At 68.8% G+C, this 22,088-nt stretch carries 20 protein-coding genes; 12 read left to right on the top strand and 8 right to left on the bottom strand.

Annotated features, from left to right (window positions below):
- Positions 1-6 precede the first annotated feature (6 nt).
- Genes VHA82_RS00700 through VHA82_RS00690 form a run of 3 tightly spaced genes read left to right on the top strand, consistent with a single transcriptional unit; the run spans position 7 to position 2,742 of the window.
- Complete coding sequence (locus tag VHA82_RS00700; protein WP_325539227.1) at positions 7-1,083, top strand: aminopeptidase; 1,077 nt, start codon at positions 7-9, stop codon at positions 1,081-1,083.
- 51 nt (positions 1,084-1,134) lie between these two features.
- Positions 1,135-1,533, top strand: a complete 399-nt coding sequence (locus VHA82_RS00695) for a polyhydroxyalkanoic acid system family protein (protein WP_325539225.1) — start codon at positions 1,135-1,137, stop codon at positions 1,531-1,533.
- Positions 1,534-2,742 carry a CaiB/BaiF CoA-transferase family protein gene (locus VHA82_RS00690; RefSeq protein WP_325539223.1) on the top strand — a complete coding sequence of 403 codons (1,209 nt, stop codon included), beginning with the start codon at positions 1,534-1,536 and terminating at the stop codon, positions 2,740-2,742. It begins immediately after the preceding gene.
- Here the strand turns inward: VHA82_RS00690 and VHA82_RS00685 are convergent.
- Entirely contained in the window at positions 2,726-2,980 is a 255-nt protein-coding gene (locus VHA82_RS00685; RefSeq protein WP_325539221.1) for an acyl-CoA-binding protein, read from the bottom strand. The genes VHA82_RS00690 and VHA82_RS00685 overlap by 17 nt on opposite strands.
- A gap of 132 nt (positions 2,981-3,112) precedes the next feature.
- Between VHA82_RS00685 and VHA82_RS00680 the strand changes: the two genes are divergently transcribed.
- Positions 3,113-4,648 carry a wax ester/triacylglycerol synthase family O-acyltransferase gene (locus VHA82_RS00680; RefSeq protein ID WP_414708606.1) on the top strand — a complete coding sequence of 512 codons (1,536 nt, stop codon included), beginning with the start codon at positions 3,113-3,115 and terminating at the stop codon, positions 4,646-4,648.
- Positions 4,649-4,697: 49 nt separating this feature from the next.
- Here the strand turns inward: VHA82_RS00680 and VHA82_RS00675 are convergent, their stop codons facing one another.
- The 6 genes from VHA82_RS00675 to VHA82_RS00650 form a co-directional block, all read right to left on the bottom strand.
- Positions 4,698-5,168, bottom strand: a complete 471-nt coding sequence (locus VHA82_RS00675) for a hemerythrin domain-containing protein (RefSeq protein ID WP_325539219.1) — start codon at positions 5,166-5,168, stop codon at positions 4,698-4,700.
- Between the two features lie 61 nt (positions 5,169-5,229).
- Positions 5,230-6,003: a hypothetical protein gene (locus VHA82_RS00670; RefSeq protein ID WP_325539217.1), complete on the bottom strand. Its 774-nt coding sequence runs from the start codon at positions 6,001-6,003 to the stop codon at positions 5,230-5,232.
- A gap of 21 nt (positions 6,004-6,024) precedes the next feature.
- Positions 6,025-6,714, bottom strand: coding sequence for a TetR/AcrR family transcriptional regulator (locus tag VHA82_RS00665; RefSeq protein ID WP_325539215.1), 690 nt, complete (start codon positions 6,712-6,714; stop codon positions 6,025-6,027).
- Positions 6,715-6,716: 2 nt separating this feature from the next.
- The gene (locus VHA82_RS00660; protein WP_325539213.1) at positions 6,717-7,958 is read right to left on the bottom strand and encodes a patatin-like phospholipase family protein; all 1,242 of its coding nucleotides are present in this window, start codon (positions 7,956-7,958) and stop codon (positions 6,717-6,719) included.
- A gap of 146 nt (positions 7,959-8,104) precedes the next feature.
- Positions 8,105-8,632, bottom strand: a complete 528-nt coding sequence (locus tag VHA82_RS00655) for a phasin family protein (RefSeq protein WP_325539211.1) — start codon at positions 8,630-8,632, stop codon at positions 8,105-8,107.
- 72 nt (positions 8,633-8,704) lie between these two features.
- Complete coding sequence (locus VHA82_RS00650; protein WP_325539209.1) at positions 8,705-8,836, bottom strand: hypothetical protein; 132 nt, start codon at positions 8,834-8,836, stop codon at positions 8,705-8,707.
- Here VHA82_RS00650 and VHA82_RS00645 point away from each other — a divergent pair.
- The 4 genes from VHA82_RS00645 to VHA82_RS00630 all read left to right on the top strand — a co-directional run bounded on the left by VHA82_RS00645 (position 8,835) and on the right by VHA82_RS00630 (position 15,753).
- On the top strand, positions 8,835-10,820 hold the full coding sequence (locus tag VHA82_RS00645) for an SDR family oxidoreductase (protein WP_325539207.1): 1,986 nt from the start codon (positions 8,835-8,837) through the stop codon (positions 10,818-10,820). The genes VHA82_RS00650 and VHA82_RS00645 overlap by 2 nt on opposite strands.
- A gap of 169 nt (positions 10,821-10,989) precedes the next feature.
- Positions 10,990-13,491 carry a glycosyltransferase gene (locus tag VHA82_RS00640; RefSeq protein ID WP_325539205.1) on the top strand — a complete coding sequence of 834 codons (2,502 nt, stop codon included), beginning with the start codon at positions 10,990-10,992 and terminating at the stop codon, positions 13,489-13,491.
- Positions 13,491-14,786 carry a glycosyltransferase gene (locus VHA82_RS00635; RefSeq protein ID WP_325539203.1) on the top strand — a complete coding sequence of 432 codons (1,296 nt, stop codon included), beginning with the start codon at positions 13,491-13,493 and terminating at the stop codon, positions 14,784-14,786. Before VHA82_RS00640 ends, VHA82_RS00635 begins: the two co-directional genes overlap by 1 nt.
- 1 nt (position 14,787) lies before the next feature.
- Positions 14,788-15,753, top strand: coding sequence for a glycosyltransferase family 2 protein (locus VHA82_RS00630; protein ID WP_325539201.1), 966 nt, complete (start codon positions 14,788-14,790; stop codon positions 15,751-15,753).
- A 70-nt stretch (positions 15,754-15,823) separates the two neighbouring features.
- On the opposite strand, the gene VHA82_RS00625 is transcribed toward VHA82_RS00630, so the two are convergent.
- Positions 15,824-16,519, bottom strand: coding sequence for a Crp/Fnr family transcriptional regulator (locus VHA82_RS00625; protein ID WP_325539199.1), 696 nt, complete (start codon positions 16,517-16,519; stop codon positions 15,824-15,826).
- A 162-nt stretch (positions 16,520-16,681) separates the two neighbouring features.
- Here VHA82_RS00625 and VHA82_RS00620 point away from each other — a divergent pair, with 162 nt between their 5' ends.
- The 4 genes from VHA82_RS00620 to VHA82_RS00605 form a co-directional block, all read left to right on the top strand.
- On the top strand, positions 16,682-18,088 hold the full coding sequence (locus tag VHA82_RS00620; RefSeq protein ID WP_325539197.1) for a FecR family protein: 1,407 nt from the start codon (positions 16,682-16,684) through the stop codon (positions 18,086-18,088).
- Positions 18,085-20,115: an adenylate/guanylate cyclase domain-containing protein gene (locus VHA82_RS00615; RefSeq protein WP_325539195.1), complete on the top strand. Its 2,031-nt coding sequence runs from the start codon at positions 18,085-18,087 to the stop codon at positions 20,113-20,115. The genes VHA82_RS00620 and VHA82_RS00615 overlap by 4 nt, the downstream gene beginning before the upstream one ends.
- 66 nt (positions 20,116-20,181) lie before the next feature.
- Positions 20,182-21,711, top strand: coding sequence for a tetratricopeptide repeat protein (locus tag VHA82_RS00610; protein ID WP_325539193.1), 1,530 nt, complete (start codon positions 20,182-20,184; stop codon positions 21,709-21,711).
- Positions 21,712-21,851: 140 nt separating this feature from the next.
- A partial coding sequence (locus VHA82_RS00605; protein WP_325539191.1) for a hypothetical protein occupies positions 21,852-22,088 on the top strand: 237 nt, incomplete at its 3' end.

Here is a 22,088-nt window from a genome sequence, read left to right as displayed (position 1 = left end):
ACAATCATGCGGTGGGGAATCGCGGCTGTTGCCGCCGTCGCGGCTGTCACGGTGCTGGCCCTGGCAGGCTGCTCCAACCTCGGCTACTACCTGCAGTCGGCCGAGGGCCACATGAAAATCCTGAGCGCGGCGCGGCCGGTGCCCGAATGGCTGAGCGACCCCGCGACACCCGAGCGCATCCGCAAGCGGCTCATCCTTACGCAGCGCATCCGGGCCTACGCCGTGAGCGAGCTCAAGCTGCCGGACAACGCGAGCTATCACCGCTACGCCGATTTGCATCGCAACGCCGCGATCTGGAACGTGGTGGCGGCGCCCGCGTTTTCGCTCACGCTCAAGACCTGGTGCTTCCCTGTCACGGGGTGCGTGGGCTATCACGGCTTTTACGACGAGAACCGCGCGAACCACGACGCTCAGGAGCTGCGCGCGCAAGGCTACGAAGTGAGCGTGTATCCGGTGCCGGCCTATTCCACGCTCGGCTGGAGCAACTGGATCGGCGGAGACCCGCTTCTCAACACCTTCATCAACTACCCGGAAGGCGAGCTTGCGCGCCTCATCTTTCACGAGCTCGCGCATCAGGTGCTCTACGTGCGCGACGACACGACCTTCAACGAATCGTTCGCGGTGTCGGTGGAGCGCATCGGCGGCCGGATGTGGCTGAACACGCAGGCGAGCGAGCAGGCGCGAAAGGAGTACGCGGACTACGACGGCCGACGCCGCCAGTTCAAGGCGCTGCAGCTCGCCACGCGCGAGAAGCTGAAGGCGATCTACGACCAGACGGCGCTTTCGCCTGCCGAACTCGCCTCGCGCAAGAAAGCCGCGATGCAGGAATTCCGCGAAGCGTACGTGAAGCTGAGGGACAGCTGGGGCGGCGATCCGGCGCGCTGGCGTGGCTACGACCGGTGGGTGGAGCAGGCGAACAACGCGGCGTTCGGCGCGCAGGCCGCCTACGACGAACTCGTGCCCGGCTTCGAGGCGCTCTTCCGGCGCGAGGGCGGCGACTGGAAGCGGTTTTATGATGCGGTGAAGGCGCTCGCGGCGTTGCCACGCGCCGAGCGGCGCAGACGTCTGGAGGAGATGACTTGAACCCGCCCGATCGCATTCATGTCCGGCCGCCCGGCTCCACGGGAGGCCCGCGTGGCTGACATTCACATCGAGCGCCGGCATGCGATGGGCCTCGCGCAGGCGCGCAAGCTGGCTTTCAAATGGGCCGAGACGGCCGAGGACAAGCTCGGCATGGAATGCACCTACGAGGAAGGCCGCACGACCGACGTGGTGACCTTCACGCGGGCCGGTGTGAACGGCGAGCTGACCGTCACGAAGGACAGCTTCGTGCTCGATGCGCGGCTCGGCTTTCTGCTCGGTGCGTTCAAGGAGAAGATCGAAGGCGAGATCGTGAAGAACCTGGACAAGCTCCTTGCGCACAAGGACCCGCACGACGCTTTCGAAAAGGGCCTCGCGAAACATCACGCGGCGGCCGAGAAGAAGGCCGCCGCCGCGAAGAAGCCGGCGACAGCCAGGAAGAAGGCGAAGTAGGTGACCAACGACGCTGCTCCGCTCGCTGGAATCAAGGTGCTCGAGCTCGGGCAGCTCATCGCGGGGCCGTTCGCCGCCAAGACGCTTGCCGACTTCGGCGCCGAAGTGATCAAGATCGAGCCGCCGGGAAGCGGCGACCCCTTGCGCAAGTGGCGCATGCTGAAAGACGGCACGTCGGTGTGGTGGCAGGTCCAGTCGCGCAACAAGCGCTCGCTCGCGCTCGACCTGCGCGCAAGCGAAGGCCAGGACATCGTGCGCGCGCTCGCGGGCGCGGCCGACGTGCTGGTCGAGAACTTCCGCCCCGGCGCGCTCGAAGGCTGGGGTCTCGCACCCGAAACGCTGATGCAGGCCAACCCACGCCTCGTCGTGCTGCGCATCAGCGGGTATGGTCAGACCGGGCCGTATCGCGACCGCCCGGGCTTCGGCCTCGTCGCGGAGGCGATGGGCGGCCTGCGTCATCTCACGGCGGAGCCCGGACGCGTGCCGGTGCGCGTGGGCGTGAGCATCGGCGACACGCTCGCCTCGCTGCACGGCGTGATCGGCATCCTCATCGCGCTGCACGAGCGGAAACGCTCCGGCCGGGGACAGGTGATCGACGTCGGCCTCTACGAGGCCGTCTTCAACTGCATGGAAAGCCTGCTGCCGGAGTACAGCGCCTTCGGCGCGGTGCGCGGACCGGGCGGGAGTGCCTTGCCCGGCATCGCGCCGACGAACGCGTACAAGTGCTCCGGCGGCCACTACGTGCTCGTGGCGGGCAATGGCGACAGCATCTTCAAGCGCCTGATGGCGGCGATCGGACGGCCCGACCTCGCGGCGGACCCCGAGCTCGCGGACAACACCGGCCGCGTCGCGCGGGTCGAGGAGCTCGACCGGGCGATCGGCGAATGGACGGCGGGCCGTTCGGTCGAAGAAGTGCTCGCCGTGCTCGACGGGGCTTCGGTGCCGGCGGGCCGGATCTACACGGTGGCCGACATCGCAGCCGACCCTCACTACCGCGCACGCGGCATGATCGAGTCGGTGCGGATGGACGACGGCAGCACGCTCGAAGTGCCCGGCATCGTGCCGAAGCTCTCGCGCACACCCGGCGCGCAGCGGCGCAACGCGCCGGCGCTCGGCCAGGATACGGATGCGGTGCTGCGCGAGATCGGCTTGACCGCAGAGCAGATCGCGGCGCTGAAGGCGCGCGGGATCGTCAGCTCAGGGACTTGATGAGGTCCACGTACTGCTGCATCGCGTCCTCGGTGGACGTGCCCATCATGCCGTTCCACGCGTCCCACTTCGCGCGGCCCACCATGTCGCCGAAGCCGGGCTTCTTCTCGGTGTTGTCGCCCGCGGTCGCCTGCTTGTACAGGGCGTAGATCTTCAGGAGCGTGGCGTTGTCGGGGCGCTCGCTCAACTTCTTCGAGTTGGCGACAGCGGCGTCGAAATCGGCTTGGAGGTCGGCCATGGATGATGTTTCCTCGGGATGGACGTCTACCGTTCGCATCGGCGAGCGGGTATCGTCGCGTTGATCTTAAGCCGCGTCCTCGCTCGCGAATAGGGGCGGCTCACCAACGAACCCACCCAGGAGACTCGCCCCATGGCCACACGCATTCTCGCGCAGCAGGCGGCGAACGACGCCGCACGGATGGCGCGGCGCGCCGCGCGCGGCGCGCGCAAGACGGTCACCCGTGCCGCGAAAGGCGTGCTGGGCCTCGCGGGCGAACGCATGTCCAAGGTCGACACGGCGTGGCTGCGGATGGACTCGCCCACGAACCTCATGATGATCGTGGGCGTCTGGACGCTGAAGCCCGGCATCGGCTACGACGAGCTGTGCCGCCGCATCGAAGACACGCTCGTCAAGTATTCGCGCTTTCATCAGCGTGTGGTCGAAGATGCGGCCGGCGCGAGCTGGGTCGAGCACCCGGTGAACGTGCGCGAGCACGTGCTGCGCGAGAAGCTGCCGCGGCACCGGAAGGACGAACTCCACACGGTCTTGCAGCAGCGCGTGGGCGAACTCGCGGTGCTGCCGCTCGATCGCAACAAGCCCCTCTGGGAAATCCATCTGATCGAGGACTACGACGGCGGCAGCGCGCTCGTCTTTCGCATCCACCACTGCATCGCCGACGGCATCGCGCTGATGTCGGTCACCATGTCCATCGTCGACGGCGGCCCGCCTCCGCCGGAACGCGGCGGGCGGCGCAAGCCTGAAGGCACCGAGGAGTGGATTGCGCAGGCGCTGGTGAAGCCGCTGGCGGGAATCCTCACGAAGGCGCTCGACTCCGCGGGGGACGGCGCGGCGAAGTCGTTCGCGCTGCTGCGCGGACCCGGCAAGGGCGTCTCGGAGACGCTCGAAATCGCGCGCGTCGGCTACCAGGTGCTCGCGGACGCGGCCTCGCTCATCCTGATGGATGACGACACGAAGACGCGCCTGAAGGGCAAGCCCGGCGGGGTGAAGCGGGTCGCGTGGTGTCCGCCGCTGCCGCTCGATGAAGTGAAGGCGATCGGCCGCGCACTCAACTGCTCGGTCAACGACGTGCTGCTCTCGTGCGTCGCCGGCGCCATCGGCGGCTACCTCCGGGCCTGCGGCGACGACACGCGCGGCGCCGAGATTCGCGCGATGGTGCCGGTCAACCTGAGGCCGCTGGAAGAAGCGCACAAGCTCGGCAACCGGTTCGGCCTCGCGCCGCTGGTGCTGCCGATCGGCATCGAAAATCCGGTGGAGCGCGTGTACGAAGTGCGCAGGCGCATGCGGGCCTTGAAGGACAGCACGCAGCCCTTCCTCGCATTCGTCGTGCTCGCTTTCGCGGGGCTCATGATCAAGCCGGTGCAGGATGCGATCCTCGACATGTTCGGCCGCAAGACCACGGCCGTGATGACGAACGTGCCTGGGCCGAGGCAGAAGCTGAAATTCCTCGGCTCGAACCTGGAGCAAAGCATGTTCTGGGTGCCGCAGTCCGGCGATGTCGGCATGGGCGTGTCGGTGCTGAGCTACGGGGACGGCGTGCAGTTCGGCCTCATCGCCGACATTTCGCTCTGCCCCGATCCGCAGGCGATCATCGACGGCTTCGAGCCGGAGTTCGCGAAGCTGTCGCTTGTCACTTTGATGCTGCCGTGGGGGGAAGGCCAGCTTTGATTCCGCTGCCTGCGCCAAGCGCCTTGCGAAGAGGCTCGTAGCGAGGGTGTCAGCCCATCACCTTCCCGTCGCCGGACTCTTGCGCCGCCTGCAGGCGGTCGTGCTCTTCGCGATACAGCGCGCCCAGCGCTTCCTGCTGGTCCTTGCCCAGCACCTTCTTCGCCTCGGGGAAGAATTTCTCCTCCTCCTCATCCAGATGGTGCTGCAGCTTGTGCAGGAGCTTGCCCATCTCCTCGAGCCATTCGGCCGAGCCCTCGTCGCGCTTGTCCAGGCATTCGGTCATCTCGTCCATCTCGTGGTGCTCCGACACGCCGTGGCGCGCCGCGTCGACGGTCTCGTCGTGCTCGAAGAGCGGCACGTAGAACGCGCGTTCCTCGGCGGTCTCGTGCGCCGCCATTTCCGTGCGCAGTTCACCGAAGATGCGCTCGCGCTCCTTCGGCTCGCCGACGCTGGCGAGAAGTTGCCGGGCGAGGCCGCGCTGGACCTCATGGCTCGCGATCAGGGCTTCGAAGATGTCCATGCGGCGCGATTGTGGCCGCGCACCGAAGCCCAGCCGTGTAGGCCGGCTGCCCGACGGACTGTCAGTCCTGCAATTCCGCCTTCGCGAGCTCCACGTCGAGCCGCTCGGTCGCATCCATCGGCTCGGTCGCCGCCGCCCGTTCGTACAGGCGCGTCGCCTCCTTCATGCGCTTGTCGCCCTCGAGCATCACGAGCCCGTTCGCGTACTCGATCATCGCGATCGGCGCTCCGGGGTTGAGTTCGAGCGCCTGCGCATAGAGGTTCAGCCCCGTTTCCTTCTTCGCGCCGTAGGTCATGCCGCCGATCAGCGAGCCCACTTTGTCGATCACCTCGGCATGGAACGCCGCGAGCGCGATGTGCGCATCGGCGTGCTTCGGCTGCAGCTTGATCGTCTTTTCCAGCGCGTCCTTCACGCGGGTGCCCAGGCCCTGCGCGAGCGCCTTCGCCACGCTGATGCCCTGGCTGTAGCGGCCGAGCGCATAGGCTTGCCAATACCACGCGTTGGCATTCTTCGGGTCGGCCGCGGCTTGTTGCTCGGCCCGCTGCGCGGCCTCGAGGAACAGATCGAGCCGCGTCTTCTCCTTCTTCTCGAGGTAGTTCGCGTAGATGCAGGCCGCCTTGTTCGCGCACGTGATGCCGTCCCCGCCGGCGTCGAGTCCGGCTTGCACCGCCTTCTGGAACTCGCCGTTGTGAAAGAGCGCCCAGGCGTCGAGCACCGCCTTGTCCCGCGGCAGCGGTTCGGCATCGCCCGCGTGCAGCCGCGCCCAGTGCTTCTTCAGCGTCGCGGCCGTATAGGCGTACTCGCCGAGGTGCGGGAAGGCCGTCCACTTGGCCATGCGGTCGTCTCCAGTTTCGTTCTATCCGCCCTGAGCGCCGGCTCGCGCCCCCGAGTCCGGGCCCGAATACGCGCCCGCCAGCCGCATCAGGTGCTCGCGCTGGTTTTCTTCCAGATAGGGTACCAGCAGATTGAGCACGTGGTGCGCGCCGCGCAGGAGCGCGAGCTGCGCGCTCTCGGGCTCCAGCGCATGGCGCGGGTCCCGCACGTACTCGTAGCTCAGCCAGTAGGTGATCACGACCACCATGCTGGTGGCCGTGGCCTCCACTTCGCGCGAATCGATCCTCACGCAGCCGCTGCGGCTCATGGCGTCCAGCATCGCGCGGACGGCGCGCGTCTTGTTCTTCAGCACCCACTGGAAATGCGTTTCCAGGCGGCGGTTCTTCGACAGCAGGTCGTTGAGATCGCGATAGAGGAAGCGGTACTGCCAGATCAGCTCGAAGAGCGTGTGCATGAAAAACCACGCATCCTCCACGTCGCGCACGCCGTCGGCCGCGTTCAGCAGCTCGGAGAGCGCGCGCTCGTAGCGGTCGAAGAGCGCGTTGATCAGCTCGTCCTTCGCGGGGTAGTGGTAGTAGAGGTTGCCCGGGCTGATGTTCAGTTCGGCGGAGATGAGCGTCGTGGAGACGTTCGGCTCGCCGAAGCGGTTGAAAAGCTCCAGCGACACCTCGAGGATGCGTTCGGCGGTGCGGCGCGGGGCCTTCTTGGCCATCGTCAGCGCCCGGCGGTGCCCTGCATCGAAAGCGTGCGATCGAGCGTGTCGAGCGAGCGGCGCAGGTCGTCGATCGCGCGTCCGATCGACGCTCGGCGTCCGCGCTGCGGCACCAGGCGCCGCGCCGTGTCGTCCAGCACGTCCGAACGCAGGGCGATACCGTGGCGCTCGAACTTCGCGGCCATCTGCGTGTGCTTCGCGCGCAGCATGCCGCGCGTCTGCTGGTAGGCGTGCTCGGCGAACTCGCGCCTCAACCGATAGCTGAACGTGTTGTGCAGGTAAAGCTGCGGGTCGCGCTGGTCCGGCTCGATCAGGATGATGTCGGTGCCCGGATAGCGGCCGTGATACTGGCGCATGCCGATTTCCGCGCGCGAATGGATCATCGTGCGGAAGGTCTGGCTGAGGACGGCGGGGAGCCCCCCTTCGACGATGCGCGGAATGCGGCGATCCTCCGGCCGCACGCCGGATGCGAGAGCTTCCTCGTGCGGCTCGAGCGCGTTGAACGGCACGAGCGGGTTGATGCACAGCATCAGGTCGGCGCCTTCTTCCAGCGCGATGGAAGCGTGCATGGTCTTCTTGAGCGCGCCGTCCACGTAGTAGTTGTCGTCGATCTCCACCGGGGGAAAGAGTCCCGGCAGCGCCGAGCTTGCCTGCACCGCCTTCGAGATCGGCACGTGGTCGAAGCCCGGCGCGCCGAACGGGGCGGCCTGCCCGGTGTCGAGGTTGGTAGCCACCAGCGTGAGCCGGGTGCGCAGCTTGCGAAAGTCGTTGGTGCGGCCCTCGCGCGAGAACGTCCCCGCGAGGCGCCTTTGAGCCTCGTCGCTGGAAAACAGGCCCGTGGGCAGGGCGCGCCCGAGCGGCTCGAGCGCGTGCGTGAGCGATCGGCGCATCCACGCGGCGCGCCAGAACGCGCCGAGCGCGAGGCCCGGCAGCATGATCGCGCGGCGCGCGAATTCGCCCCAGGCGGGCACCATGAGCCACGCGGGGTCGAACACTTCGGACGCGGGCGCGCCTTCCTCGATGAACGAGGCGCACAGCTCGCGCGGCGGCATGCCGTTGGCGAGCGCGGCGGCGATGAACGAGCCCGCGGAGACGCCCACGTAGTGATCGAGCCGCGTGAAGTCGAGGCCGTCCAGCGCCTCTTGCAGGGCGCACAGCGCGCCGATTTCGTAGATCGCGCCGAGCGGCCCGCCACCGGCGAGCGCCAATGCGATGCGGGGGCCGCGAGTTTCCTTCGTTCTCATGAGCGCGCAGTGTAGGTGGGTGAAAGGCATGCCCATGCTGCGTTGCAGCAGCGGGGCAAGTGGGTTCGCGCGTGCGGAACGTCATCCGCGCTTGGCCGTCATCCCCGCGCAGGCGGGGATGACGAGGCCGGAGAACGCCAGGCCGATCAGGCGGCCGGCGTCTTGCGCGCCGCGGCGCGCTTGCGCGGCGCGGGTTTGTCTTCGCTCGCGCTCGCCGCGTGCCCCGGCTGCTTCGCGCTCAGCTTGGCGACGCTGCGATTGAGTTCGTCGATCCGCTTCACGAGCGCTTCGATGTCCTTGGCCGACGGCACGCCCAGCTTGCCGAGCGCGCGCGAAACGCGCTCCTCGAAGATGCTCTCCAGCTTGTCCCACTGGCCCGATGCCTTGGAGGAAATGTCGGTCGCCATCGTGGCCATGCGGTTGGTCGCCTCGGACAGCCGTTCTTCGGCCACGGCCTGAGTCTTGCGCTGGATCGATATGCCTTCCTTCACGAGCGCCTCGAAGACCTTGCCGCCTTCCTCCTGCGCCTTGGCGAAGGCGCCCAGGCCCGCGAGCCAGATCTGCTGCGCCGACTCCTTGATCGTGCCGGCGAGCTGTGCGCCGGATTTCCTGTCGCCGGCGGGCGCCGATTCCCGGTTCCCGGCCTTTGCGGGCTTGCGCAATTTGGTGACCATTCATGAACTCCTGGTGACGAAGGTACGCAGCCACTCTACAAAATCGCACCGGCGGCGTTTAGGTGCGGCGTCCTAATCGGCTGGAGCGCGCGGCCCTTCACCGCGGCGGATTTGTGCGAGATCATCCTCGCGGCCCGGCGACGAGCGCACAATGCGCCGCGAGAAGAAGGCCCAAAAACGTTTGCCCTCGGAGACTTGTTTCATGCACTACTTCGTCACCGGCGCGACCGGTTTCATCGGCAGGCGACTCGTTCGCAAGCTGCTCGAGCGCAAGGGCGCGGTCGTCCACTTCCTGCTGCGCCGCGAAAGCGAGGACAAGGTCGCGGCGCTGCGCGAGTACTGGGGCGCGAGCGCGGCCAGGGCGATCCCGGTCTACGGCGACCTCACGGCGAAGAAGCTCGGCGTCTCGGCCGAGGACGTGAAGAAGCTGAAGGGCCAGATCGACCACTTCTACCACCTCGCGGCGGTCTACGACCTCGGCGCCGACGAGGACAGCCAGATCGCCGTGAACATCGACGGCACGCGCCACACGGTGGATTTCGCGAAGGCGATCGATGCGCGGCACTTCCATCACGTCTCCTCCATCGCCGCCGCGGGCCTGTACGAAGGCGTGTTCCGCGAGGACATGTTCGAGGAGGCGGAGAACTACGAGCACCCGTACTTCATGACCAAGCACGCGAGCGAGAAGATCGTGCGCACGGAATGCAAGGTGCCGTGGACGGTGTACCGCCCCGCGATGGTGGTGGGCGACAGCCACACGGGCGAGATGGACAAGATCGACGGGCCCTACTACTTCTTCAAGATCATCCAGCGCATGCGGCAGATCCTGCCGCCCTGGATGCCCTCGGTGGGACTCGAAGGCGGGCGCGTCAACATCGTGCCGGTGGACTACGTGGTGAACGCGCTCGACTGGATCAGCCACAAGGACGGCATCGGCGGCCGTGCGTTCCACCTGGTCGACCCCGAGGGTTACCGCGTGGGCGACGTGCTCGACATCTTCAGCCGCGCCGCGCATGCGCCGCGCATGAACCTCTTCATCAACGCGGCGCTGCTCGGCTTCGTGCCGAAGAGCGTGAAGAAAGGCCTGATGGCCGTGGCGCCGATTCGCCGCATCCGCCACGCGGTGATGAAGGACCTGGGGCTGCCCGACGACATCCTGCAGTTCGTGAACTATCCGACGCGCTTCGACAGCCGCGATGCGCAAGCCATGCTGAAGGGCTCCGGCATCGAGGTGCCGAACCTGAAGGACTACGCGTGGCGCCTGTGGGACTATTGGGAACGCCACCTCGATCCGGACCTGCACATCGACCGTTCGCTCAAAGGCACGGTGGGCGGCAAGGTCGTGCTGGTGACGGGCGGCTCCTCGGGCATCGGCCTGGCCGCCGCGCACAGATTCGCCGAGGCGGGTGCCACCACGATCATCTGCGGACGCGACCAGGAGAAGCTGGATGAAGCGTGCAAGGAGGCGAAGGCGAAGGGCTACGAGTTCGTCGCGTATCCGGTGGACCTGTCGGACATGGCGGACGTCGACCGCTTCGTGCAGGTGCTCGTCGACAAGCACGGCGGCGTCGACTTTCTCGTCAACAACGCGGGCCGTTCGATCCGCCGCGCGATCGAGTCGAGCTACGACCGCTTCCACGACTACGAACGCACGATGCAGCTCAACTACTTCGGCTGCCTGCGCGTGACGATGGGGCTCTTGCCTTCGATGGTCGCGAAGCACAAGGGACACGTCGTGAACATCAGCTCGATCGGCGTGCTCACGAATGCGCCGCGCTTTTCGGCCTACGTCGCATCGAAAGCGGCGCTCGACGCGTGGACGCGCTGCGCCGCGAGCGAGTTCCAGGACCAGGGCATCACCTTCACGACCATCAACATGCCGCTCGTGCGCACGCCGATGATCGCGCCCACCAAGATCTACAACAACGTGCCGACGCTCTCCCCCGAGGAAGCGGCGGGCATGATCGCCGATGCGTGCATCGGCAAGCCCGTGCGCATCGCAACACGGCTGGGCGTGTTCGGGCAGGTGCTGCACGCGCTCGTGCCGCGCATCGCGCAGGTCGTGATGAACACGAGCTTCCGGATGTTCCCCGATTCGTCCGCAGCCAAGGGCGAGAAGGGCGCGAAGCCGACGCTCTCGCCGGAGGCGATCGCCATGCAGCAGATGATGCGGGGCATTCACTTCTAGTTCGTTTTGGCGCACCGACGCCCCCACCCTCGAGGCGGTGTTCGGACTGCGCGGATCGAACGCAATCCAGGCGCAAAGCCTGAGCGCGCGCCGGTTCTAGTAGACTTCGCGCCGCGGGCTCGGTGGCGTTCGGCGCAGCGCGGCGCCGCCAGACGCACCGTTTCCCGCGATGACGAATCCTTCCCCGCCTGCCTTCGAGCGGCCCCTGGTCTCGGTCCTGATCCGGACCACGGGGCGCGCGAGCCTGGCCGAGACGCTGCGATCCCTCGAGGCGCAGGAACTGCGGGACTTCGAAACCGTGATCGCCAACGTCACGGGCCACGCGCTGCCGGCGCTTTCGCCGCCGCTTCCTTCGATGCCGATGCGCTGGCTCGAGCCGGGCACGCCGCTCTCGCGCAGCGACGCAGCCAACGCGCTGCTCGGCGCCGCGTGCGGAAAGTACCTGCTTTTCCTGGACGACGACGACCGGCTGCTGCCGGACCATCTCGCGAAACTCGCGCGCACGCTCGACACGCATCCCGAACTCGTCGCGGCTTACGGCGACGTGGAATGCGTGAGCGCGGATGGCGCTTTGCCACACCGGACCATCGCACGCTACGAACGCGAGTTCGATCCCGTGGCTTTGCAACTGCAGAACTATCTGCCCATCCACGCGGTGCTGTTTCGCGCCGGCGCGGCGAACGCGAGCCCGCCATGCCGCTTCGCACCGGAACTCGAGCTGTTCGAGGACTGGGACTTCTGGTTGCAGCTCGCCACGCGCGGGCCCTTCCAGCGCGCGCCAGGCGTCTCCGCGATCTATGCGCTCGATCCGCGCGCGGGCTCTCGCCACGGTGAGAGCGGCAACGCGCTGCGCGAATCGATGCTCGAACGCCTCGGCGCGCGGCAGCTGGCCCGCTGGAGTCCCTCATGCGTGGCGGCACTCGTCGAACGCGACTCGGCGTCAGCCACACGGCAGCGCGACCTCGAGCAAAGGCTCGCCGCGCGCGAAGCGGGCATCGCCGAATCCGGGCGCGTGCTCGAATCGCGCAACGTCCGCATCCGCGAGCTCGCCGCCGCGCTGGGCGAAGCGCAGGCTCATTCGCGGGCGCAGCAAGCCGAGATCGACAAGCTCTCGCAGGTGCGCCGGGAGATGCTCGATTCGCTCTCGTGGCGCGTCACGAAGCCGATGCGCGTGGCCTCCCGCATCTTCCATGCCGGTGCGCGCAGGGTGCTCGAGCCCTTTCGGCTCGCGCGCAACGTAGCGAGCGCCGTCGTGCAGGACATCGGCAAGCACGGCTTCGCGGGCTTCGCGCGGCGCCTGCCGTACTACCTGCGCAATCGCGGCATGTATCTGAAGCGGCTCGGCGGCGCCGCCCCCGGCAGCGATCCCTTGCAGTTTCACGCGAAGCCGCCGATCACGCGCGCGCTTCGCCTGCATCCCGATCTCGAACCCGCGAAGCCCGACATCCAGGCCACGGTGTCGGTCGTGATCCCGACGCTCAACGCCGGGGTGGAATTCAGCTGGCTCCTGCGCAAGCTTCGCGGGCAAGCCGGCCTCGCGGGGGTGGAAATCGTGGTCGTCGACTCGGGCTCGACGGACGACACCGTGCGGCTCGCCCGCGCGGCGGGCGCGAAAGTGATCGAGATCGCGCCGTCGGAGTTCTCGCACAGCCACGCGCGCAACCTCGGCGCGCGCAACGCGAGCGGCGACTACCTGCTCTTCACCGTGCAGGACGCCTACCCGATCGGCGAGAGATGGCTGCAGGGGCTCCTCGCGTTCCTGCGGGAGCATGAGGCCGAAAAGGTCGCGGCCGTCTCGTGCGCCGAATACGCGCGCAGCGACAGCGAGATGATGTACGACGCGATGATCGCGACGCACTATCGCTTCCTCGGCTGCCTCGATGCGGACCGCATCGGCGAATTCCGCGGCGGCGATCACATGGCCTTGCGCACGCAGGGCCAGCTGAGCGACGTGGCCTGCCTGATCGCGCGGCCGCTTTTCGAGCGCTACCGCTACCGCGGCAACTATGCGGAAGACCTGGACCTCGGCATCCGCCTGATCCGCGACGGCATGCGCGTGGCGATGCTGTCATCGATCAAGGCCGTGCATTCGCACAACCGGCCCGCCTACTACTACCTGAAGCGCACGTTCGTGGACGTGATCTTTCTCGTGGGACTCTTCGACGATTTCACGTATCCGCATTGCGACTCGCTGCCCGGCCTGCTCGCGGGCGTGCGCGGCGTCGCGGCGTACGTGAGCCGATGGCTCGCGACCGATGCGCAAGCAGACGCGGGCGGACTGCTCTGCGAGCAGCTCGCGCAATGGATCGCCGCCGCTCGCGCCGCGCTCGAAGCCGGGGTGACGCCGCAGCCCGCGGCGCTTGGCGACCGGCGACTCGACGATTTCGTCAATCGCGCGGCGGCGAGCCCGGTGCCGTGCACGCTCCCGGACACGACGGCGAGGCAGGAAGCGCGCCGCTTCCACGACATGTTCCTCGGCCGGCTCGAGCACTTCAACGAATTCGCGCGCGCGGTCTACGGCGAGCAGGACGCCCAACTGCGCAAGGAAGCGGCCGACGTGATCCGCAAGACTTTCGCGGCGGCAGCGGGCGCGGCGCTCGCGTTCTACTGCCTGGACCACGATGAGCCGGCCGCTGAGGCCCTGCGCAGCGAACTGGTGGCGGGGGTCTGATGCGCATCCTCTTCGTGATCCACCAGTTCTTTCCGGAATTCGCGGGCGGCACGGAGCACGTGGCGCTGAACCTCGCGCGCATGGCGCAGCGCGGCGGCCATCACGTGCAGGTGCTCGCGTGCGCCATGCAGCCCGCAACCATCGCGGGCCGCGCCTCGGACGCGCCGTGGCCCGGCTGCGTGCGGACGGTGTACCAGGGCCTGCCCGTCGTCTTCATCCCGCGCGAGGCGCTGCCCGATGCGGCGGAGACCGGGCTCGACGCGAGCGTCGACGTGGCGAAAGCGCTCGCGGCGTGGATGAACGAGGAGCGCTTCGACCTCGCGCACGTGATGCATACGATGCGCATGGGAAGCGCCGTGCTCGCCCTGCAGCGCGCGGGCGTCCCGTATGTCGCGACGCTCACGGACTTCTTCCTGCCGTGCGCGCGCATCAACCTCGTGAATCTCGCCGGCGAGTTGTGCGCGGGACCGGAGGAGGGTGCTCGCTGCGCCCGCGACTGCCCGATGGCGCCGTGGACGCCCGCCGGCTATGCGTCGCGCTACCGCCAGGCCGAGTCGCTCCTGGCCGCCGCGGCCGAGCGCTGCGCGCCTTCGGAGTTCGTCGCGAAGCGCTATCGCGCGGCGTTCCCGGGGCTCGCGTTTCGCGTGCTGCCCCACGGCGTGGACCTCCTGAAGCTCGGCAGCAGCGCGGACCCTCTCGAGGAACGCGCCGCGAGCGGTGAGCTCGCATCCGACGAGCCCGGCAACGGGCACTTGCGACTCGTCTACATCGGCTCCGTGATCCGGGCGAAGGGCCTCGACGTGCTGCTGAATGCGCTCGCGCGCCTGCCCGCTGCGCCGCTGAAGCTCACCGTGATCGGTGGCCACTGGGGCGACAGCGGCTATCACGCCGAAGTGCGAGCGGTCGCCGAGACCGATCCGCGCGTGGCGTTCACGGGGCGGCTCGCCGCGCAGGAAGTGTTCGAGAGGCTGCGTCGCTGCGACCTGCTGTGCCTGCCTTCGCGCGTGCCCGAGAGCTTCTCCCTCGTGCTGCACGAAAGCGCCGCGGCCGGCGTGCCCGCGCTCGTATCCGACCTCGGCGCACCGGCCGAGTACGTGACGGCGCACGGTTGCGGAGAGGCCGTCCCGTCCGAGGACGCGGACGCGTGGGCAAGCGCGATCGCGCGCGTGATCGAAGCACCCGCGCGGCTTGCCGAATGGCGAGCACGCCTGCCGCTGCCGCTGCGCGTGGAAGAAGAGGCGTTCTTCTACGAATCGCTCTACCGCAGGCTGCAACCCGCTGCGCGTCCAGAGTGACATGGCCGAAGTCGCCGTCGTCATCGTCAACTACAACGGCGGGCGGTGGCTCGACCAGTGCCTGCGCGCGCTGCAGGCGCAGACGTTCACCGACTTCGTCGCGCTCGTCGTCGACAACGGCAGCGTGGACGGCTCGGCGGCGCTCGTGAGCCGCATGAACGACGCGCGCTTTCGCCTCGTGGAGGCCGGACGCAACCTGGGCTTCGCGGCCGCTTCGAACCTCGGCGCCCGGCAGGCCGCGCGCACGCCGTTCATCGCCCTCCTGAACCCCGATGCGTTCCCGGAAGTCGCGTGGCTCGAGGCGCTGCTCGATGCGGCCAGGGCGAATCCGCGTGCGGCCGCCTTCGACTCGACGCTCATCGATGCCGCGCATCCCGAGCTGTGCGACGGCACGGGCGACCTCTATCACTTCACGGGGCGCGCGCGGCGGCGCGACCACGGCAGACCGCTCGCGCTCGGCGAGGCGCGGCCCGAAGCGCCGGTGTTCGCGGCGTGTGCCGCGGCCGCGCTCTATCGCAGAGAAGCGTGGGTCGAAGCGTGCGGACTCGACGAGGACTTCTTCTGCTACATGGAAGACGTCGACCTCGCGTTTCGCCTGCGCCTGAACGGATGGGAGTGCATGCATGTGCCCGCGGCGCGCTGCCGGCATGTCGGCTCCGCGACCACAGGTGTTCGCAGCGACTTCAGCGTCTACCAGGGGCAGCGCAACCTCGTCTGGGTGTTCGTGAAGAACATGCCCCCGCCCTTGTTCGGACTCTTGCTGCCGCTGCATGTCGTCCTCAATGCCGGTGCTTTGGTGGTGCTTCTCGCGCGCGGGCAGGGCGCGGTGGGCTGGCGGGCCAAGCGCGATGCGCTGCGCGGGCTTGGCAAGGCGTGGGCCAAGCGCCGCGCGATCCAGGCGAAGCGCCGCGTGGGGGCGCGCGCGATCTGGGCGCGGCTCGATCGCAGGCTCTGGCCCGGGTCCTGAGCGGCGGGTCGTGCCGCCTGGTTGCGACCTAGACTTGTTGCGACCTAGACTTCTTGCGACCCGACTTTCATCAGCGTTCCGGCTGCGCCCGCCCCGCTGCCATGTCCCGCAGGAAATCCGCGTCGTCCACGCGCAAGTCGGTGCCGTTGCGCTCCACGACGCCGCGGCCTTGCAGCAGCTGGAAGACGCGGGTCACGGTTTCGCGGCTCGCGTTGATCATGATCGCGAGCTCCTGGTGGGTTGGCGCGTTGCGCACCCAGAGCGTGCCGTCCTTCGATGTCGCCAGCAGCAGCTCCAGCTGCGCGCAGACGCGCTGGATCGGGTTGGACATGCCCAGAATCCGGCGCTGGCTCGTGTTTTGCCGCAAGCGCGTCGCGAGATTGCCGCACAGCGTCTCGGCCACGCGGGCGTTGCCGAAGAGAATCGGGCGGATCAGCTCGCGCGGCACGAACACCACCTGCGAACGCAGCACGGCCGTGACGAACACCGGCTGCGGCTGGCCGTCGATCACGGAGACGTCGCCGAAGTAGTCCCCCGGATCGACGAAGTACAGGCCGACCTCGCGGCCGTCCACCGTGAAATCCACCGCCTGCAGGCGGCCCTCCACGAGAAAGCAAAGCGCCGAGCCTTCGCCGCCCTTGTGCAGCACGACCTCGCGCTTGGAGAACGCGCGCGCACTGGCGTGATGCGCCAGATGTGCCGTCGTCACCTGCGGCAAGCTGGCGAGAAGCGGCAACTGCGCGAGGAGCGAGGCGGGAACGGGCATGGCACGCGGACGGCAAACGCATGATGATAAGCACAGGGTCGGCCGCGCAGCGGCTGTCGGCGAAGTCATGTGCGGATGTGATCACGCTCACACGCGGTGTGCAGCCTTAACTGTTAAATTGTCACGGCCCCGCATTGTGCGGGCGCATTCGCCATGACAAAGATGATCCACGCTGCCGGCCGCGCTGTCACCGTGCTTCCGCTCGTCGCCACGTTCCTCGCGGGACTGGCGACGGCGGCGCACGCCGAAGCGGCGCGCCCCGGCGAGCAGCCCGTCGGCGAGATCACGATGGCGGTGGGGCCGGTCATGCGAACGAGCGCGCAGGGTGTCGCCGAGCGGGTGACGCGCGGCAGCCGCATCCTGCCGGGCGACCGGCTCGATACCGCGGAGGGCGGCCACGTTCACATCCGCTTCGTCGACGGCGCGCTCGTGAGCGTGCGTCCCGGCAGCCGGCTCACGGTGGAGGACTACCGCTACGACCCGAAGCGGGTGGCGAGTTCGGTGGTGCGCTTCAAGCTCGAATACGGCGTGGCGCGCGCGATCTCCGGAGCCGCGGCAGAAGGCGCGAAGGACCGTTTCCGTCTCAACACGCCCCTCGTGGCGATCGGCGTTCGCGGCACGGACTTCGTGGTGCGCGCGGGCGATCACGGCAGCAGTGCCGCCGTGAACCAGGGCGCGATCATCATGGCGCCGCTCGGAGACGGCTGCAACGCGCAGGCGCTCGGGCCGTGCGCCTCGGCGCAGGCGCGACTGCTCTCGGCCGACATGGGGCGGCTGCTCGTCGAATTCCAGCCGCAGCTCGGGCACCCGGAGCTGAAGCCGCTGCAGGCCACCGCCTTCGCGACGCATGGCGATGCCGCGAACTTCGCGGGTCCGGGGCTCATGCCCAGGCCGCCCGCGCCAGGCGGCAACGCGGGCCCGGGGCCCGTGCTGGGCGCTTCGGACCCGAGCGAGCTCGCCTCCGCGGCGCTCGTGCAGGATGCCGTGCAGGCAGCGATCGGGTCGGCGCCTCCGCCGCCTCCGCCTCCCCCACCTCCGCCGCCTCCGCCACCTCCCCCGCCGCCTGCGGTGGCCGCGGCGCTGCAATGGGGCCGCTGGGGCGACCTGATGACGGGCGACACGGTATCGCAGGCGCGACCGGACGCGGCGGCGGGCCGCAAAGTGACGGTGGGCAATTCCGACTTCGCGCTCTATCGCACGGCGACCGTGGGCGAGGCGCAGCTGCAGGCGGGCCTCGGTACGTACAGCTTCCGCCTCGACAGCTCGTTCGCCCAGTACATCGCCAACGGCGAACGCACGCCCGCGACCGTGCAAGGCGGCACGCTTTCCATCAATTTCCCCGCGAGCAGCTTCGCGACGCAGCTGCAGGTCTCCAACATCTTCACGGGCATCGTGAACATCGCGGGCGGCGGGTACGTGCGCACCGACGGCATCTTCGTGGACCGTTCGCAGGCGGGCACGACGATCGCGGGCGCCACGACGGTGGACGGCAAGGGCGCCGGCTACTTCTTCGAAAAATTGCTGGGCAGCGGCACCCTCGCCGGCATCACCCTGTGGTCGCGCCCATGAACGCGCGGCGCTGGTGGCTCGAGCCCTGGCGCCTGCGCCTCTTGGCGCTCGCCGTGGCGCTCGGCACCTGGGCCGCGATCTCGCTGCTCGCCCCGGTGATGCTGGCCCAGCTCGACGAGCGGAGCACCGATCTCGTCTGGCAGCTCGGCGCGGACCACCGGAGCGAACGCCGGGTGGTGGTCGTGGACATCGACGATGCGAGCGTGCAGCGCATCGGGCCCTGGCCGTGGCCTCGCGAGACGCAGGCGAAACTCGTCGAAGCGTTGCGCGGCAGCGGCGCGTCACTGCAGATGCACGACATCGTGTTTCCCGACGAGCGTGCCGGCACGCAGAGGCTTGCCGAAGCGATCGCCGCGTCGCGGGCCGATTCCCCGGTGGTACTCGCGCAGGTGTTCGCGCTGGATCGCGACCATACGCAGACGGTGGGACGCATCGCGGGCGCATTGCCCGCGGCGCCCGGCACCGGTTGCATGCAGCCCTCGGCCGAAGCGACGGGCTACGTCGGCAACGCCCCGGGCCTGTCGGCGCTTGCGGGGCACGTGACACCGCGCCTCGACCCCGATGGCGCCGTGCGGCGGATGCCGGCGGTGGTCTGCTACGACGGGCGCAACTACCCGGCGATGGCGCTCGCGGGCCTTCTCGCGCTGGATGAGACCAGCGCGCGCGTGCCGCTGCGAGCACAGCCCGGCCGGGGCCCGTTCGATCCGGCGTGGACGCTCACGCTCGCGGGCATGCCCGAAGTCCGCGTGCCGCTCGACGCCGCGGGCGACATGCGCGTGCCCTATCGCAAGGCCCGCGACGCGATGGTGTCGATCCCCGCGGCCGACGTGCTGGAGGCCAAGACGGGCCGCCGCGAGCTGCTGCGCGGTGCATGGGTGCTGGTGGGCGCCTCGGCCTTCGGGCTGGGTGACACGGTGCCGACGGCGCTCGGCGGCGCGGTGAGTGGCGTCGAAGTGCACGCCCAACTGCTCACGGGCATGCTGGACGATGCGATTCCCTTCACGCCGCGCGCCGCGCCCGTCTTGCAGATCGCATGGGTCGCGATGGCGATCGCCTTGCTGCTGGCGCTCACGGGGCTGCGCTCGCAGGCCTTCGCGCGCCGCGCGTCGTTGCGCGTGCTGTGGGTGCCGCTTGCGGGGTTCGCGATCGCGGCAGTCGGGTTCGCGATGCACGGCGCTGCGCTGCTGGGGCTCGGCTGGTGGATCGGCTGGGCGCACCCCGCGCTCGCGATCGCGCTCGCGGGACTGTGCCTCGGTCTTGCCGAACACGGCCGAGGGCTGGTGGAGCAGGGCCGCCTCTTCAGGCACCTGTCGAGCTATCTGCCCGGACCGGTCGCGGAGAAGATCGCGCTTGCCGAGCCGAGCGGGGAAATCCAGGCACAGCGGCGCGACGTGACGATCGTGGTGGCCGACGTGCGCAACTTCTCCGCGTTCTGCGAAGCGCGCAGCCCGGAAGATGCCGCTCGCGTGCTCCATCGGTTCTACACGAGCGCGAGCGAAATCGTGGAAGCGCACGGCGGCGCCGTGGAAGAGATGGTGGGCGATACGCTCATCGCCGTCTTCAACGGCTCGAAGCCGTGCGAAGGGCATCCCCTCGCGGGCCTGGCGGCCGCGCGCGACATCTGGCTGCGCTGCACGGAGGAGTTGCCCAACCTCCACCAGCAGGACCTCGAGCCGCTGGGCCTCGGCGTCGGAGTCGAAAGCGGCACCGCGCTACTCGGCAGCTTCGGGCCGATGGGGCGGCGCGTGCATTCCGTGCTGGGGCAAACGCTCACGATCGCGCTCAGGCTTCAATCGATGACTGCCGATCTCGCATATCCGGTGCTCGTCGGCGCCGAAACGGCCGAACGCGTGGGCGTGCCGTTCGAGCACGGTGAACTTGCGCTGAAGCCGCTCGGGCAGTTCCTGCTCGCCGGGTTGCGGCACGGCATCAAGGTATTTACACTGCGCAGCTTGTTGCAGCCCGGCAGCGACGCCGAGCAGCAGACGCTGCGCTACCTCCGGCAGCAGACAAGCAACCAGGGCTGACGGCGGCGGGGTCCCGGCCGCAACTTCGCGGCCACGGGTGCGCGCCGCCCGCGAATTTCATAACGAGTGTCCGCCACAGTCCTTCCCAGCCGGCGCATCGCGAATCGACTCGGCCGGGGCCTGTGGCTCGCGGCACTTTTCGCCGGGTCGGTCCACGCGCAGCAAGCGCCGCCGCCGTCGCCGCCCTCGTCGCCGTCGCCGTCGCTGTCTACACGCGATCCTGCCCAGCCCGCAGCGCCGCCCGCCTGTCCTGAGCCGCCGCACTACCCGCTGCCCAATGCGCTCGGTGCGCTGCGCGACATCTCCACGCATCTCGAGGAACTGTCGCAGGACGCGCGCTGCCTGAAGGACGCGAACTACCACGCCTACCGCGGCGCGGTGCTGATGGCGCTCGGCCGACCGGTCGAGGCGATCGAGCCGCTCGAGCGGGCGCTCCTCACCGAGCCGGACCTGATCGGCGCGCAGCTCGACCTTGCACAGGCCCATGCGATGGAAGGCGATACGGCCTCGGCCGTGGCGCTGCTGGAAGACCTGCGCGGCCGCGCGGAGCTGCCCACGAGCGCGCTGCGGCAGATCGAACGTGAAATCGCGGCCCTGCGCGCGCCGGCCGCCCCCGCAGGCGAGGCGGCGTCGACACGCGAGGCACGCGCGGCCCAGGGGCGGTGGCAGTCGAGCTGGCAGGTTTCCGCGATGGGCGGAGTGGACAGCAACCTCAACAACGCGCCGAGCGCCACCGAGCTCACGCTCACGCTGCCGCAAGGCAACGTCACCCTGCCGCTGGATCCGGCTTCGCGTCCACGCGGAGGCGGCGCTGTCATCGCCTCGGCGCAGTGGCAGGGGCTGCGCGTCGATCGCGAGTCGGTGTGGGTGCTGCAGGCCGATGGCCGGACCCGCAACACGGGCGACCCGAGCGTGGACTACCAGCAGCTCGAACTCGCTGCCAACTGGCTGCAGGCGCCCCTCGCGCCCCGCCAATGGGTGGGGCGGGTGGGCGCGAGCTACTTCCGCTTCGCGGGCGTCACGCTGCTCTGGGCCACGCGCGCGAGTATTCAATATCAGTGGGAAGGCATCGCCACCGGGCTGGGCGGCATCGTGGCACACTGCCGCCCGACCGCCGGCGTCGAGCTCGAACGCCGGCTCTACCCGTCGAGCCGCAGCATCGATGGCTTCTACCGCGGCGCGGCGCTCGGGCTGCTGTGCCGCCCCGCGAGCGACCAGCCGGTGGCGCCGCCCGTCTTCACCGTGCAGGCGCGCTACGGGGAAGAACTGCCCGTGGACGACGCGCGCCCCGGCGGCACCTACCGCCGGGCGGAAGTGCGCGCGCAGTGGGAAGGCCGCATCCCCTGGATGGGGGGACAGTTCGCGCTGCGCTGGTCGTCGACCGAACAGGACGACTCCGCTCCCTACAGCGTGCTCCTGGGCAGCCTGCCCCGGCGCACCCTTCGCCACACGGGCCAGATCGAGACGAGCTGGCCGCTGAAGCGCGGGTTATCCCTGATCACGAGCATCGAAGGCACTCGGCAATCGAGCAATCTGGCAGCCTTCGCGAGCCGGCAGGCCGCCGCCTGGGTCGGCGTCAGATTCGAGTCTTTGTAAGAAAACAACGGCCCCGCGGGGCGTCTTGCCCTGTGACCCGAATCACAATGGATGGGTAGAGGCTTTGCTTATACTCTCGCCTGAATTGGGCGCAGCCGTGCCCGATCAACAAAATCCTTTTCCGACAACCGGAGATCTGAATGGCAATTACCACCACGGAACGCACCAAGCTGATCGAGCTGTTCGTCCTGATGTTCGATGCGGCACCCGGTGCCTCGTTCCTGTCGGCAATCACAGACGTCTTCGAGGCCACGGGCCACAGCTTCCAGCAGACGGCGAACGTGCTCGGCTCGACGCTGGCGTACCAGACGCTGCATCCCAACTTCGAGCAGCCCGACGAATTCGCCTACAAACTGCTTTCCGAGGTCGGCCTGCAA

Source organism: Ramlibacter sp. (assembly GCF_035548915.1).
Lineage (GTDB): Bacteria > Pseudomonadota > Gammaproteobacteria > Burkholderiales > Burkholderiaceae_C > Ramlibacter.
The sequence above is the reverse complement of the archived record's forward strand: the minus strand, read 5'-3'. Positions and strand labels throughout refer to the sequence as shown.

Bases quoted from the DNA above. Each gene is read 5' to 3' on its own strand.
- VHA82_RS00700 (WP_325539227.1), top strand. From the start codon at position 7: ATGCGGTGGGGAATCGCGGCTGTTGCCGCCGTCGCGGCTGTCACGGTG.
- VHA82_RS00685 (WP_325539221.1), bottom strand. From the start codon at position 2,980: ATGGCCGACCTCCAAGCCGATTTCGACGCCGCTGTCGCCAACTCGAAG.
- VHA82_RS00680 (WP_414708606.1), top strand. From the start codon at position 3,113: ATGGCCACACGCATTCTCGCGCAGCAGGCGGCGAACGACGCCGCACGG.
- VHA82_RS00675 (WP_325539219.1), bottom strand. From the start codon at position 5,168: ATGGACATCTTCGAAGCCCTGATCGCGAGCCATGAGGTCCAGCGCGGC.
- VHA82_RS00670 (WP_325539217.1), bottom strand. From the start codon at position 6,003: ATGGCCAAGTGGACGGCCTTCCCGCACCTCGGCGAGTACGCCTATACG.
- VHA82_RS00665 (WP_325539215.1), bottom strand. From the start codon at position 6,714: ATGGCCAAGAAGGCCCCGCGCCGCACCGCCGAACGCATCCTCGAGGTG.
- VHA82_RS00660 (WP_325539213.1), bottom strand. From the start codon at position 7,958: ATGAGAACGAAGGAAACTCGCGGCCCCCGCATCGCATTGGCGCTCGCC.
- VHA82_RS00655 (WP_325539211.1), bottom strand. From the start codon at position 8,632: ATGGTCACCAAATTGCGCAAGCCCGCAAAGGCCGGGAACCGGGAATCG.
- VHA82_RS00645 (WP_325539207.1), top strand. From the start codon at position 8,835: ATGCACTACTTCGTCACCGGCGCGACCGGTTTCATCGGCAGGCGACTC.
- VHA82_RS00650 (WP_325539209.1), bottom strand. From the start codon at position 8,836: ATGAAACAAGTCTCCGAGGGCAAACGTTTTTGGGCCTTCTTCTCGCGG.
- VHA82_RS00640 (WP_325539205.1), top strand. From the start codon at position 10,990: ATGACGAATCCTTCCCCGCCTGCCTTCGAGCGGCCCCTGGTCTCGGTC.
- VHA82_RS00635 (WP_325539203.1), top strand. From the start codon at position 13,491: ATGCGCATCCTCTTCGTGATCCACCAGTTCTTTCCGGAATTCGCGGGC.
- VHA82_RS00630 (WP_325539201.1), top strand. From the start codon at position 14,788: ATGGCCGAAGTCGCCGTCGTCATCGTCAACTACAACGGCGGGCGGTGG.
- VHA82_RS00625 (WP_325539199.1), bottom strand. From the start codon at position 16,519: ATGCCCGTTCCCGCCTCGCTCCTCGCGCAGTTGCCGCTTCTCGCCAGC.
- VHA82_RS00620 (WP_325539197.1), top strand. From the start codon at position 16,682: ATGATCCACGCTGCCGGCCGCGCTGTCACCGTGCTTCCGCTCGTCGCC.
- VHA82_RS00615 (WP_325539195.1), top strand. From the start codon at position 18,085: ATGAACGCGCGGCGCTGGTGGCTCGAGCCCTGGCGCCTGCGCCTCTTG.